Here is a 14,408-nt window from a genome sequence, read left to right as displayed (position 1 = left end):
TCCCCGGGCGGTTCCGCCGCCCGGGGACGGCCCGTTGACCGATCTTGATGATCCGGCCACCGCCGGGGCCCGGAGTCCCTATCGTCGGACCTGCTGCTGATCGAGTGGACGAGGGGCCGGGGGCGGACAGTGCTGGCGTCAAGGGTGGAGCGGCCGGAGGGCACGGGCGAACCGCGGCACGTGGTGCTGTCGCTGGGGATCGCGCTGACGCCCACCGAGGACGGCGATTCGCCGCGATTCGGCCTGGACGTCCTGGAGGAGGCCCCCGGCCACGCCGACCGGGTCGCGAAGATCCTGGAGGAGTTCCGGTACACGGCGCGGCACCCGACAACGGCGGCCGAGGCAGGCGCCGAAGGAGCGGCCGACCACGGGAAACTGGTGGAGGCCGCCGTCGAGGCCGAGGACGCCGACGTGCTGATCGTGCACATCGTCGGGCACGGAGAGCTGGCCGAGGGCAGCAGCGAGAAGCTGTACATCCTGGGCAGCGACGGCGAGCGCCTGGGCCGGCCGGTGGGCGGGTGGATCGACCTGATCGAGGACCACCCCGGGCGGCACCGGCCGATGACCCTGTTCGTCCTGGACGTCTGCTACGCCGGACAGGCTGCGGTGACCGCCTGGCACTCGCGGATGGACGTGGACAGACGTCGGGCCTGGGTGCTGGCCGCGACGGGACCGGACCGGCAGGCGTTCGGGTACCGGCTGAGCCGGGCCCTGGTACGGGTACTGGAGAAGTACCGCGACCTGGAGGTCCGCTTCGACCCCTCCCTGCGGTACATCCCGCCCGACACGGTCTGGCGGGACATTGACCGCACCGTCGACGAACTGGCCCGACAGTCCAACGGACTGCCGCAGTCCATCCTGACCAGCCTCGTCCCCGGCCACGCCGACCTGTCCCACCTGCCGTTCTTCCCCAACCCCTCCTACAACGCCCACGACACCGCACCGATACCGGACCTGCCCCCGGAGATCGCCCGCCTGGCCGACTGGGCCGCCGACCCGCTGCACTTCATGCGCCGCGCCGGCGGCGCCGAACCCGTGGACCGCGACTGGGCCGAAGGCTACTTCACCGGCCGCACCACCCAACTCGACACCCTCACCCGCTGGTTGGACGACGACACCGCCGCCCCCGGACTGCGCGTGGTCACCGGCAAGGCCGGAGCCGGCAAGTCCGCGCTCCTCGGCATCCTGCTGTGCGCCGCCCACCCCGCCCTGCGCCGCCACACTCGCCCCCTGTGGGCCGGACTCGACGACCACGTACCCGACGAGAACCACCGGATCGCGGCCGTCCACGCACGACGCCTCGGCCTCGACGACATCACCGCCTCACTGGCCCGCCAACTGCGCCACATCAGCGCCCTCCACAGCACCACACCACCGGACGGAGAAACCCAGGACCCGGCCGGAAACCCGGTACAACTGCTGCTGAACCTGCTGCCCCCCGACAGCCGGCCGGTCACCATCGTCATCGACGCCCTCGACGAAGCCCTGCAACCCCAGGACATCACCACCGCCCTGCTGCTCCCGCTCGCCCGACACGCACAGACGGCGGACAGCCGACTGCGCCTGCTGGTCGCCACCCGCGAGGACGCCCGGTTCCACCAACTCCTCGGCCTGGCGCGGAACACCGGAGCGTGCACGGACCTGAGCACCGTCGCACCGGACGAGATCCGCCGCGACGTGGCCGCCTACACCAAACGGCTCCTGACCGCCGACGGCCCCTACACCCGCGCCACCCTGCGCCCCGTCCGGAACGCCCTGGCCGAGACGATCGCCGAAACACTCACCGCCCCCGGTCCGGCCGACCACGAAGCCCTGCAATGGGGGGAGTTCCTCACCGCCGGACTCTACGTCCACCTCCTGCTGGCCACCCCGCCCGCCGCCACGGTCGAGGACGCCGTACACTTGGGCCGGGCCGCGCCCCGCGAGTTGCCCGACCTCCTCGAAATCGACCTACGACGCCACTCCGACCGGATCCACCTGCGCCCCGTCCTCACCGCACTCGCCTACGCCCAGGGCCGAGGCATGCCCGAGAGCGTCCTGGCCCACGCGGCCGCCGCGTTCACCGCCGACGGCGCCCCTCCCCTCTCCCAGCGAGACCTGTACACCCTCCTCGACGGGGCAGCACGCTTCTACCTGCGCCGCGACATCGACACCGACGGCACCACCCTCTACCGCCTCTTCCACGAAGGCCTCGCCGACTGGCTCCGCCGGCCCGCCAGCCCACCCTCCGACGAGAGCGCCCCGACCACCGGGCGCCCCGCGCCCGATCCGGCGGAGCGCCTGTTCGAACGGCTCCTGGACTGCGTCCCCCGGGATTCGACCGGCGACATGTCGTGGCAGCACGCGGCCGGTTACCTGCTGCGCCACACCGCCCAGCACGCAGTCGACGCCGGACGCCTGGACGAACTCCTCGACGACGGCCGCTACCTCCAGCACGCCGATCCCCACACCCTCGCCAACACCCTGACCCACGCCCACTCCGACCGGGCCAGGCTCAACGCCGCCGTCTACCGCGCTTCCTGGGGCCTCCACCACACGCTGCCACCTGCGGCGCGGCGCCAACTCCTCGCGCTGGACGCCGCGCGGTTCCAAAACGCACCGCTTCAGGACCAACTGCCCGGCGACGGCGACTGGACGGTGCGATGGGCAACGGGCAGCCAGGTCACGCCAGCCTTGGTCAGCACCCTGCCAGGCCACACCGGCAGGGTGCGCGCGGTGGCGGTGACGCTCCTGGAAAGCCGCCCGCACGCCGTTACCGTCGGCGACGACCGGTCAGTGCGGGTGTGGGACCTGACCACCGGCACCCAAGTCCGCGAACTCACGGGCCCCACCGGGGAGATGGACGCGGTGGCAGTGACAGTCCTGGGAAACCGCCCGCACGCCGTCACCGGAGGCCACTCGGTGTGGGCATGGGACCTGACCACCGGCACCCAAGTCCGCCAACTCACCGGCCACACCGGCCGGGTGAAAGCGGCGGCCGTGACAGTCCTGGAAGGCCGTCCACACGCCGTCACCGCCGACAACGACCGGTCAGTGCGGGTGTGGGACCTGACCACCGGCACCCAAGTCCGCGAACTCACCGGCCACACCGGCCGGGTGAACGCGGTGGCCGTGACAGTCCTGGAAGGCCGCCCGCACGCCGTCACCGCCGACAACGACCGGTCAGTGCGGGTGTGGGACCTGACCACCGGCACCCAAGTCCGCGAACTCACCGGCCACACCGGCCGGGTGAACGCGGTGGCAGTGACAGTCCTGGAAGGCCGCCCGCACGCCGTCACCGCCGGCGACGACCGGTCAGTGCGGGTATGGGACCTTAGCACCGGTACCCAAGTCCGCGAACTCACCGGCCACACCGACTGGGTGAACGCGGTGGCAGTGACAGTCCTGGAAGGCCGCCCGCACGCCGTCACCGCCGGCGACGACCGGCTGGTGAGGGCGTGGGACCTGACCACCGGTACCCAAGTCCGCGAACTCACCGGCCATACAGGCGGGGTGAACGCGGTGGCAGTGACAGTCCTGGAAGGCCGCCCGCACGCCGTCACCGGAGGCGACGACCGGTCAGTGCGGGTGTGGGACCTGACCACCGGCACCCAAGTCCGCGAACTCACCGGCCACACTCGCGGGGTGAACGCGGTGGCAGTGACAGTCCTGGGAAACCGCCCGCACGCCGTCACCGGAGGCGACGACCGGCTGGTGAGGGCGTGCGACCTGACCACCGGTACCCAAGTCCGCGAACTCACCGGCCATACAGGCGGGGTGAACGCGGTGGCAGTGACAGTGCTGGGAAACCGCCCGCACGCCGTCACCGCCGGCGACGACCGGTCAGTGCGGGTATGGGACCTTAGCACCGGCACCCAAGTCCGCGAACTCACCGGCCATACAGGCGGGGTGAACGCGGCGGCAGTGACAGTGCTGGGAAACCGCCCGCACGCCGTCACCGCCGGCGACGACCGGTCAGTGCGGGTATGGGACCTTAGCACCGGCACCCAAGTCCGCGAACTCACCGGCCATACAGGCGGGGTGAACGCGGTGGCAGTAACAGTCCTGGGAAGCCGCCCGCACGCCGTCACCGGAGGCAACGACCGGTCAGTGCGGGTATGGGACCTTAGCACCGGCACCCAAGTCCGCGAACTCACCGGCCATACAGGGGGGGTGAACGCGGTGGCAGTAACAGTGCTGGAAAGCCGCCCGCACGCCGTCACCGCCGGCGACGACCGGTCAGTGCGGGTATGGGACCTTAGCACCGGTACCCAAGTCCGCGAACTCACCGGCCACACCCGCTGGGTGAACGCGGTGGCAGTGACAGTCCTGGGAAACCGCCCGCACGCCGTCACCGGAGGCAACGACCGGTCAGTGCGGGTATGGGACCTGACCACCGGCACCTGCCTCACCACATTTCACTTTCCGGCTGCGGTACAGGCCGTCACCATCACCGCAGCCGGCATCGTGGTGGTCGGCTTCGGCTATGAAGTGGCTGCCCTCAGCCTTGAACCCATGATCAGGAGGCTTTGTTGACCAGCATTGAGACCGCTTCACCGCTTCGGGTCGTCGCCGTTCACGGCATCCACAACAGGTTCAAAGGCGAAACCCCCGATACCCGCAAGGAGGAGGAGCGCACACGGAAGTCTGCCACCTGGGCGAGGGAGTTGGCGGCCGGCCTCGGCGTCTCTCCGGAGCGGCTCGATGTCGACTTCGCGTACTACGCGGACCGGCTCCGCCCCGGGCCGGTCGCCCAGGGCGGGCAGGGCGGCGACTTCCTGGACGACCCGCTGGCGCAGGAGTTTCTGGACGTGTGGGCGCGGGAGTTGGGGCTGGCCGAGGAGGTGGCGCAGGGGCATGCCGCGGTGCCGTTGCGCGCGTTCTCCTCGTGGTTGGCGCGCAGGTTCGACTTGGCGGAGGGGCCGCTGGCGGTCTTCATCCGGGTGGTGTGTGGTGAGGTGGCCGCGTACTTGCGTTCTGCGGACGCCCCGGAGCGTATCGCGGCGCGTGAGGAGGTCGCGGCGCGGATCGCCCGGCATCGGCCGCGTGTCGTCGTCGCGCATTCGCTGGGGTCGGTCGTCGCCTACGAGGCCCTGCACGCCCATCCGGAGTTGCGGCCTGAGCTGTTCCTCACGCTCGGTTCGCCGCTGGCGCTGCCGCGCGTGGTCTTCGATCGTCTCGTCCCCGCGCCGCGTCCGGCGGACGGCCCGCAGTTGCGGGGCGTGGGTCTGCCGGGTGGGACGCGCTGGGTGAACATCGCCGATCCCGGTGACCCCGTCGCGGTTCCGCCCAAGCTTTCCAGGTTCTTCGACGGGATCGCCCTGGACCACACCGCCACCGTCAGCGCCCACTACCGTTTCCATCACGCCGACAACTACCTGCGGTCTGCGGCCACGGCTGCCACTATCGCCCCCTATCTCGGTATCTGACCGGTAGGCGGGTGTCGTCGGTCGGCGGGAGCCCCCGCCGGGTAGGTCCGGGCGGCGAGTGGGGCGCGGGGGTCTCGTCTCGGATGCCGAGTCCGTTGGTCGGCGGGCTGGGGAGTGGTGACGGGCTGTTCGAGGCCCGCGCGGTGGCTCCGGAACGAGCCGTCGGATAGGCCGTGGGCGATCGGCCCGACGCTCGCTGCGCCTCTCGGCGCAGAGGGTGCCGGCCTTGGCGGGCCGGGTGGTGCCGGTGCTGCACGCCAGGGGCGGGGTGGCCTTCCGGGACCCGCTGGGCCGCGTCCTGGAGCGGGCGGGTCACCGGACAGCACGAACCTCGCCCCGCCGAGGGGAAGTTCGGCGGGCGCGGCGGCCTGGTCCACGCCCTCGATGTCGTGGCACGGCTGCGGCGTATGGTGGTCCTGCCCTGGCCCGGCGGAACCGGCAGGCCGGGGCCTGGAGGCGCTGAGCGCTGACCGGCTGCGGCCGGTTCGAACCTCGGGCTCCCGTTCCGCCCGCCGCCTGGCGCGGGTCCATGCCGCCACGGTTCCCGGGCCGTTGAGCGGATTCCGGGGGACGGTGGCGTGGAACCGGTTGGCGTCGGCGGCGAAGCTGCCCCCCCGGTGGTGGAGAGCCCGCTGACCGCGAACGCCGTCCGGGACGGCGGGTTGCCGGAGGCGGAGAGCCGGGCCCGGTTCGGGGTGCCCGGCACGGTGACGCTCCGCTGCTGCCGGAACGCCGGGCCGAGCCGGGCCGCCGTCAGCGAGCGCGGGGCGGGGGAGGGAAAGTCCCCTTACGGCGCCGGCGGCCGTCGAACTCCCGTGCGCAGCTTGCCCGTTCGCTTTTCACTTCGCCGCCCCGCCGGTTTCATCCGGCGGCCGGTCCCCCGGCCAGTCCCCCGGCCGGTACCGGTCCCCCGGCGACCCGGTGGACGGCGCCGGCCGCCGCCAGGGTGCCCGCCGCCAGGGCCGGCCAGAGCACGGCCGGCGCCAGGGCGGTCATCACGGCCGGGGAGAGCGCCAGGCCGAGGCCGGTGGAGAACTGGAGCCGGGACAGCGCCCGGCCGAGCGCGCCGGGCGGGGCCAGCGCGGTGACCAGCGGGGTGGCGCTGCCCGCGTAGAGGATCTCGCCGAGGGTGCACGGGACGGTCAGCAGCGCCACCGCGAGCGGCCCGAGCGGGGTCGCCGCCAGGATGCCGAGGTAGCTCGCGGCGAGCACCGCCCCGGCCACCGTGAGCACCCGCGCCCGTGGCCAGCGGGCCGCTGCCCAGGCGGTGACCGGCACCTGGAGGGTGACCACCAGCACGGTGTTGGCGACGAACACGGCGGCCGGCCAGGCCGGCGAGGCGTGCAGCGCCGCCACCAGCACCAGCGGGACCGCGATCTCCGGCACGTTCAGGCAGAACACGTACACGGTGTTGGCGAGCAGCACGGCCCACAGCCGCCGCGCCCCGCCGCCGTCCGCCGCCCCGGCGGCGGGTCCGGTCCCGGGCGCGTCCCGCCCGGCGGCGTGCACCCGGACCGAGCGGGCCAGCGCGGCGGCCGCCAGGAAGCCCGCGCCGGAGAGCGCGGCCAGTGCCCGCAGGGCGGGGGCGCCGCCGGTCAGGCAGACGGTGGCGAGCAGCGCGCCGAGGCCGAGTCCGGCGTTGCGGACGGCGCGGGCGGCGGCCAGCGCGGTGTCCCGCAGGCCGGGTGCGGCGACGGTGGTGACCAGGGCGGCGTGCGCGGCGGGCCAGGCCTGGTTGCCGATCCCGAGGAACAGCGCGGCCAGCGTGAACAGCGCCACTCCCCCGGTCGGCGCGGCCAGCAGCGCGGCCACGCCGAGCACCCGCACCAGCATCGCGGCGGCGACCGCGCTGCTGCGCGCGCCCCGGTCCAGCCAGCGGCCGAGCGGCGGCATGCAGGCCAGGCCCGCGACGATCCCGCCGGTCATCGCGAGGCCGGCGGCGGCCGCGTCCAGCCGCAGCACCTCGATGCCGTACAGCAGCAGGAACGGGCGCAGCAGCCCGGAGCCGAGGGCGTCGACGAGCAGCGCGGCGGCGTAGCGCGGGCCGCCGCCGGACCGGACCAGCAGGCGGAAGGTCGGCCTGGGCGGCGGCACGGCAGGCGATGGCGGGGCGGCCGGGGTGGGCGATGGGACGGCGGGCGACGGCGGCGCGGCGGGGGTGCGGGCGGTGGTCATGGCGTCAGGCTGCGGGCGGGGCGGCGGGGCGGTCACGTCGGTTGACGCTTTCCGTCAACCGACGCCGGTCCGGCGTTCGTGAGCAGCGAGAATACCGGGGTGACCCTGCGCATCGACCTCGCCGGGACGCCGCCGGAGCGGATCCGGTTCGGTGTCTCCCCGCTCGCCGAACTCACCGCGATGCTGCACGTGCTGGCCTCGCCGGAGCACCATCCGCAGCTGGCCGGCTGGGCGGCGGGGGTGTGGGCGGGGCTGCGCCCGGAGCTGGCCGAGCGGCTGCGCGAGGCGGAGTTCCTGTGGCGCTCCTCGCGGGCGGACTTCCTGCTGCCGGCCCGGCCGCGGGCCACCCTGGCGGCCGAGCTGGACGACGTGGACGCCCTGGACGACGAGCGGTACGCGCGCACGGCGCTGGTCACCACCTGCGGCTCCAACCGGCGGACCTTCGCCGGCGGCTCCCCGCTGCACGACCCGGTGTCCCGGGCCTCCGCGCTGGACCTGGCGCAGGCCCGGGGCCCGGTGCAGGAGGCGTTCACCGAGCGGCTGCTGGACGATCCGGCGGCGGTCCGGGCCCGGGTGCGGGAGACCCTGGAGCTGTGCGCGGAGGCGTTCTTCGACGCCGAGTGGCCGGCCCTGGCCGCCCGCCTGGGCCGGGACGTCCGGGACAAGGCCGAGCTGCGCCGCCGCCAGGGGCTGGCGGCGGCGCTGGCCGAGGTGTCGGCGGCGGTCGCCGTCTCCCCGGACGGCGGTTCGCTGGTCCTCGACAAGCTGCAGGACTCCACCGGGCGGGCCGGGGCGGCGGGCGTGACCTTCCTGCCGAGCGTGTTCGGCCACCCGCACCTGGTCGTGGTGCACGCCCCGGGCTGGCAGCCGGTGGTGCAGTACCCGGCGGCGGGCGGGGAGCGCGAGCCGACCGTCCCGCTGGAGACGGTGAGCCTGCGCCTGGAGGCGCTGGCCCACCCGGTGCGGCTGCGCCTGGTCCGCTCGCTGGCCCGGGCCTCGCACACCACCGGCGAACTCGCCGCCACCTGGGGGCTGAGCGCGCCGGAGGTCTCCCGCCACCTCGCGGTGCTGCGCCGGGCCGGGCTGCTCGCCGCGGACCGGCGCGGCCGGCACGTCCACCACGTCCTCGACCTGGCCGCGACCGGCCCCCTGGGCACCGACCTGCTGTCCGCCGTGCTGCGCTGACGCCCGCCGCGCTGCCGCCGGCGCGCCGGCGCGGCTACTCGGGGGCGAAGGCGGTGCAGAGCGCGCAGCCGGCGAGGACGGCGAGCAGGACGATCGCGACGGTGCGGTCCGGGGCCTCGGGGCGCGGGCCCAGCCGGGTGTCGACCACGCCGCGCGGGTCCCGGGTGACCTGGAGCCGGTCGCCGGTCGCCGGGTGCCTGTTCCCGGTCTGGACCGCGTGCAGCACGGTGCCGTCGGCGAGTTGGACGTCCGCGGCGGTCACGCTCACGTTGAGGTCGCTCATCGGGTCGGTGGTGAGGATGGCGCGCACCACCGTGCCGTCCGAGGTGGTGCCGCGGTCGTGCAGGAGCTGCTGGTCCTGCATGCCGAGGACGACGATGCCGAGGACGACCCAGGCCGTGAGCAGGCCCGACATGCCCAGCGCGGCCCACGCCCCCTCGTACGCCCCGCCCAGCCGGACGACGCCCGCCACGCCGAGGGCCAGCAGCAGCAGGACCCCGAGGGCGGCGGCCGGGCCGTGCCCCTCACCGCTCAGCGCCAGCAGGCCCCACAGCCCGAGCACCGCGACCGTCCCGCCGCCGACGCCCCACACCGCCTTCTCCACGGCCTCACCCCCGTTCCGTCCCGTACCCCGCCGCGCCGCCTGCGACCCTTCTCCGCACCGGGCCTCCCCGCCGTCCGGCCGGCTCAGTCGCCGGGCAGCAGGAGGACGAGGAGGGCGCAGAGGCCCATGACGGACAGCATGGCGATGGCGACGGCGCGGCCCGGCGGGTCGGGGCGCGGGCCCAGCCGGGTCTCGACCGTGCCGCGCGGGTCGGCGGTGACCTGGAGCCGGTCGCCGAGCGCGGGGCGGTCGCCGCGGGTCCCGACCTTGTGGAGCACGGTGCCGTCGTCGAGCCGCAGGTCGACGGCGGTGACGGACGGGCCGACGCCGCCCATCGGGTCGGAGGTGACGATGGTGCGCGTCACGGTGGCGTTCGAGGTGGCGCCGCGGTCGTGCAGGATCTGCTGGTCCTGCATGCCGAGCGAGGCGATGAAGAGGACGATCCAGGCCGAGTACATGATCATCAAGGCCAGGGCGGCCGGCGCCTCGTCCTCTTTGAGGAGCCGGATGAAGCCCGCCACGCCGATGGCCACGGCCAGCAGGAACCCGAGGAAGCCCGCCGCGTGCCCGGGGCCGTCGCGCAGCGCCAGCATGCCCCACAGCAGCAGGAGGGACGCCACCCCTCCGACCGGGCCCCACAGCAGCTTCTCCACCGCCTCACCCCCGTTCCGTCCCGTACCCCGCGGAGCGGCCGGTGACTCCCTTGCCGGGCCGGTTTCCTGACGATCCGTCAGACGGCGGTGGCGATCAGCGCGAGCGCGCCCGCGCAGGAGACGGCGAGGACGCCGGTGCGGGTGGCGGCGGGTGACAGGCGCGGGGAGAGCGCCATGCCCGCGGCGGCGCCGGCGGCGAGCGCGGCGAGCGTCGGCCAGCTGGGCAGGGTGACGCCGAGGACGGCGGCGGTGGCGGTGTTCTGCACCAGGAAGAAGGCGTGCAGGGTGGCCCGGGCCTCGCGCGGGGCCCAGCCGGCGTTGGCGGCGTACAGGCCGATCGGCGGGCCGCCGACGCCGCCGATCACGTTGAGGCCGGCGCTGCCGAGGCCGCTGACCCAGGCTCCGGCGGGGCGGCACAGGAACGCGGAGCGCAGCCCGGAGGCGAGCAGGGCGCAGCCGGCCAGCACCCCGCAGCCGGCCGCGACGGCGAGGATCCGGGTGTCGAGGCGGCCCAGCAGCCAGCCGGCGAGCGGCGCGCCGAGCAGGGCGGGCAGCAGCAGCCGTCCGGTGTCGCGGCGGCGGGCGTGCCGCCAGTCGCGGGAGAGCGGCAGCAGCGAGGCGAGGACGGCGAGCAGCAGGACGGCGGGGACGCCGCGGTGCGGGCCGAGCGCGGCGATCAGCGCGGGGGCCGCCACCAGGGAGAAGCCCATCCCGGTGGTGGCCTGCGCGAAGGCGCCGAGTCCGACGGCGCCGACCGCGAGGGCGCCGAGCGCGCCGGTCACCGGCGGGCGTCCAGCGCGCAGCGCCGCTGGCAGGCCAGGGCGAGGGCCATCAGCGCGGCGGGCAGCAGGGTGAACCCGGCGAGCAGCGCGGTCAGCGCGGCGTCGCTCTGCGCGGCGTGTTCGCCGGCGGTGCTGGAGACGAAACCGCCGAGGGCGAGGACCGCCGCGTACAGGTAGGGGCCGACGGCGGTGCCGGTGGCCTCGGTGGCGGTCCAGACGCCGGTGTAGGCGCCGGCTTCGGCGTGTTCGGCGGCGGCGACGGCGTCGGGCAGCAGCGCGAACGCGAACAGTTGGAGCCCGGCGAAGGCCACGCCCATCGCCATCACGACGGCGGCGGTGGCGGCGGTCCGCACTCCCCCGTCGAGCAGGGCGGCGGCGGGCAGCAGCAGGGCCGAGCCGGTGGCGAACACGGCTTGGCAGGTGAGCAGTCCGCGCTGCTTGCCGTTGCCGGGGCGGCGCGACCAGGCCGTCCAGGCGGGTCCGGCGAGCAGCGCGGGGGCCAGGAAGAGGCCCATGAACAGGGCGGTCAGCTTGCCGTCGTGGAAGACGTGCTCGGTGACGTAGGGCAGTGCGGCCAGGAACAGGTGGGTGGTGGTGCCGGTGAACAGGTAGGACAGCACCAGCGGGCGGAAGTCCGGGTCGCGCAGGGCGGCCCGCAGGTCGGCGCGGGCGGAGTGGCCGGCCCGTCCGGCACCGGCCCGTTCGGCGGGGGCCTTGAAGCCGCACTCGGCGGTCAGCCGGCGCACGCCGATCAGCGCGACGGCGGCGGAGGCGGCCATCGCGGCGGCCAGCAGGACGGCCATCCGGGCGTAGTCGGCGCGGCCGCCGCCGGCGGAGAGCGCGGGGGCGGCGACGCCGGCGGCGAGCAGGCCGACGGTGAGCAGCGCCATCCGGAACATGAAGACCCGGGTGCGTTCGTGGTAGCCGACCGCCAGGTCGGAGGGGGTGGTCAGGTAGGGCACCTGGAACGCGGCGAACAGCAGGTTCCCGGCGGTGAACCAGCCGCCGACCCAGAGCGCGGCGGCCCAGCCGTGCAGCGCGGACGGGACGCTGAACATCGCGGTCATCGCGAGGCCGAGCAGCAGTCCGGTGCGCATCATCCGCCGCCGGTGGCCGTCGCGGCGGGCCTGCCGGTCGGAGCGGGAGCCGAGCAGCGGGTGGGCGACGATGTCGACGGCCTTGGGCAGCAGCAGCGTGAAGCCGGCGAGCAGGGCGGGGACGCCGAGCACGTCGGTGAGGAAGTACAGCAGCAGCAGTCCGGGCACGGTGACCCAGACGCCCATCCCGACCGACCCGGCGGCGTACAGCGTGAGGGTCTTCCGTCCGGCCTTGGTGCCGTTCACTCCTCCCCCCGGTTGCGGCCGGTGCGGCCGCTGCGGGCGAGCACGCCGGCGGCGAGCGCGGCGCCGTCGAAGGCTCCGGCGGCGGTGCGGGCGGCCAGGGTGCGGGTGACGATCCGGTCGGTGAGGGCGGGGAGGTGGCGGGCGAGGAAGAACTCGACGGCGCCCTTGCGGGTGGTGGTGACGTCGCGGTGCGGGCGGGTGGCGAAGGCGGCCTTGCCGATCGCGTCGAGCACGCCCTCCAGCGGCTCGTACACGCTCATGCCCTCCAGGGAGAGTCCGGCGGCCTTGGTGGAGTCGTGGATCGGGCTGCGCACGGCGGAGGGGTAGACGCAGCTGACGCCGACGTGCGGGGCGAGTTCGAGGCGCAGCGCGTCGGCGTAGGCGACCATGGCGCGCTTGGAGGCGCCGTAGGCGGCGGCGAGCGGGAGCTGCATGACGGCCATCCGGGAGGTGACCATGACGACCCGGCCGCGGGCGGCGACCAGGGCGTCGACGCAGGCGGCGGTGGTGCGCCAGGTGCCGAGCAGGTTGATCTCCAGTTGCCGGCGGACCTCGGCGCCGGGGGCGTACTCGGCGGGGGCGGGGCCGCCGGTGCCCGCGTTGTTGACCAGGACGTCGAGGCCGCCGAGGGTGGTCAGGGCCTCGGCGACGGCGGCGGTGACGCTGTCGTCGTCGGTGACGTCGCAGCGCAGCACGGGGAAGGGCTCGTCGCCGGTGGGGCGGAGGTCGAGTCCGAGGACGTGCGCGCCGGCGGCGGTGAGGCGGGCGCCGAGGGCGCGGCCGATGGTGCCGGAGGCGCCGGTGATCAGGACGCGGCGGCCGCGCGGGTCGCGGCGGCGGTCGAGGATCGTCACGTGGTCTTCTCCTTCTGCGCGCGGCGGGCGCCGGCCTTGAGTTCGCGGGGGATCGCGGCGACGTACCGGTCGAAGTCGATCCGCATCATCGGCCGCTTGTCGCCCCAGCGCCGGACGGCGGCGGCGTGCGCGCGGCGGACGTGCGCGCGCTGCCGTTCGGCGTCGGGCAGGGCGTAGCGGCCGGCCAGGTGGGCGGCGACCAGGCGGCCCTGGGCCTCGACGACGGGGAGCGCGGCGCCGGTGGACTGCATCAGGCCGACGAAGCTGAGGGTGGGGTCGTCGAGGTGGAACACCCGCTGGTAGAGCGGGAGTTCCTCGGGGTCGGGGCCGGTCCAGCGCTCGTCCAGGAAGGGCAGGGTGACCCGGTAGCCGGTGGCCCAGACGATGACGTCGACCTGGTCGGTGCGGCCGTCGGTGAAGCGCACCCGGGTGCCGTCGAGCCGTTCGATGCCGGGGCGGGCCTCGATCTCGCCGTGGGTGAGGCAGTGCAGGACGGTGTCGCTGATGGTGGGGTGGTTCTGGAACAGGCCGCCGGCGGGTTCCGGCAGGCCGTACCGGCCGGGGGTGCCGACGGCGAGCTTGAGCATCCGCTGGGCGACGGCCTGCCGGATCCGCCAGGGCAGCACGGCGAGCGCGCCGCCGGTGGCGTCGGCGGGGCGGCCGAACAGGTACTTGGGCACGATGTGGGTGCCGTGCCGGGCGGAGAGCAGCACCGGGCCGTCTGCGGTGTACGAGGCGTCGACGGCGATGTCCATCGCGGAGTTGCCCATGCCGACGACCAGCACCCGCCGGCCCGCGTACGCGGCGGCGCTGCGGTGGTCGTGGGCGTGCAGCTGGGTGCCGGCGAAGTCGCCGGGGTAGCCGGGGCTGGGCCACTTCGGGTCGCGGTTGTGGCCGTTGGCGACGACCACGGCGTCGTGGCGCTCGCCGTCGACCAGCCAGCCGTCGGCGTCCCGGGTCACCGTCTCGACGCGGGTGCCGAACCTGATCCGCTCGGTGACGCCGAACCGGTCGGCGTAGTGGGCGAGGTAGTCGGCCACCCGGGCGGCGGACGGGTAGTCGGGCCAGGCGGCGGGCATCGGGAAGTCGGCGAACTGGGTGCGGCCCTTGCTGGTGTTCAGGTGCAGGCTGTCGTACGCCGGGGACCCTGCGCCGTCAGCGCCGTCGCCTCCGCCTCCGCCGTCGTCGTCGCCGGCCCACAGGCCGCCGACGCGGGTGCCGCGTTCCAGGACGGTGACGTGCAGCCCCTGGTCGAGCAGTGCCTTGGCGGCGGCCAGTCCTGCCGCGCCGGCGCCGATCACCGCCACCCTGGTCGAGCCCATGCCGGGTGCTCCTCTCGTGGAAAGGCGCTCATTCAATCGAATGATGGAGCCCGGCACAATGGGTGGTGACCTGCCGGTTTCC

10 protein-coding genes are annotated in these 14,408 nt (G+C 74.8%); 3 read left to right on the top strand and 7 right to left on the bottom strand.

Annotated elements, in window-relative coordinates; genetic code table 11:
• Positions 1-144: 144 nt before the first annotated feature.
• Complete coding sequence (locus KSE_RS39175) at positions 145-4,515, top strand: WD40 repeat domain-containing protein (RefSeq protein WP_014140556.1); 4,371 nt, start codon at positions 145-147, stop codon at positions 4,513-4,515.
• Positions 4,512-5,408: an alpha/beta hydrolase family protein gene (locus KSE_RS37140; protein ID WP_014140555.1), complete on the top strand. Its 897-nt coding sequence runs from the start codon at positions 4,512-4,514 to the stop codon at positions 5,406-5,408. The genes KSE_RS39175 and KSE_RS37140 overlap by 4 nt, the downstream gene beginning before the upstream one ends.
• An 861-nt stretch (positions 5,409-6,269) precedes the next feature.
• On the opposite strand, the gene KSE_RS37135 is transcribed toward KSE_RS37140, so the two are convergent.
• Complete coding sequence (locus tag KSE_RS37135) at positions 6,270-7,583, bottom strand: MFS transporter (RefSeq protein ID WP_014140554.1); 1,314 nt, start codon at positions 7,581-7,583, stop codon at positions 6,270-6,272.
• 99 nt (positions 7,584-7,682) lie between these two features.
• Between KSE_RS37135 and KSE_RS37130 the strand changes: the two genes are divergently transcribed.
• Positions 7,683-8,768, top strand: a complete 1,086-nt coding sequence (locus KSE_RS37130; protein WP_014140553.1) for a DUF5937 family protein — start codon at positions 7,683-7,685, stop codon at positions 8,766-8,768.
• 34 nt (positions 8,769-8,802) lie between these two features.
• Here KSE_RS37130 and KSE_RS37125 read toward each other — a convergent pair whose 3' ends face one another.
• From KSE_RS37125 to KSE_RS45435, 6 genes are all read right to left on the bottom strand, one after another.
• Entirely contained in the window at positions 8,803-9,372 is a 570-nt protein-coding gene (locus KSE_RS37125) for a hypothetical protein (protein ID WP_014140552.1), read from the bottom strand.
• Between the two features lie 83 nt (positions 9,373-9,455).
• Positions 9,456-10,025: a hypothetical protein gene (locus KSE_RS37120; protein ID WP_014140551.1), complete on the bottom strand. Its 570-nt coding sequence runs from the start codon at positions 10,023-10,025 to the stop codon at positions 9,456-9,458.
• Positions 10,026-10,102: 77 nt separating this feature from the next.
• Positions 10,103-10,807: a TSUP family transporter gene (locus KSE_RS37115; RefSeq protein ID WP_014140550.1), complete on the bottom strand. Its 705-nt coding sequence runs from the start codon at positions 10,805-10,807 to the stop codon at positions 10,103-10,105.
• Entirely contained in the window at positions 10,804-12,150 is a 1,347-nt protein-coding gene (locus tag KSE_RS37110) for an MFS transporter (RefSeq protein ID WP_014140549.1), read from the bottom strand. Before KSE_RS37110 ends, KSE_RS37115 begins: the two co-directional genes overlap by 4 nt.
• Complete coding sequence (locus tag KSE_RS45440) at positions 12,147-13,004, bottom strand: SDR family NAD(P)-dependent oxidoreductase (protein WP_014140548.1); 858 nt, start codon at positions 13,002-13,004, stop codon at positions 12,147-12,149. Before KSE_RS45440 ends, KSE_RS37110 begins: the two co-directional genes overlap by 4 nt.
• Positions 13,001-14,326, bottom strand: coding sequence for a flavin-containing monooxygenase (locus KSE_RS45435; RefSeq protein ID WP_014140547.1), 1,326 nt, complete (start codon positions 14,324-14,326; stop codon positions 13,001-13,003). Before KSE_RS45435 ends, KSE_RS45440 begins: the two co-directional genes overlap by 4 nt.
• Positions 14,327-14,408 lie beyond the last annotated feature (82 nt).

Origin of the sequence: Kitasatospora setae KM-6054 (assembly GCF_000269985.1) — a bacterium.
GTDB lineage: Bacteria > Actinomycetota > Actinomycetes > Streptomycetales > Streptomycetaceae > Kitasatospora > Kitasatospora setae.
This window is presented reverse-complemented; position numbering and strand designations above follow the sequence as displayed.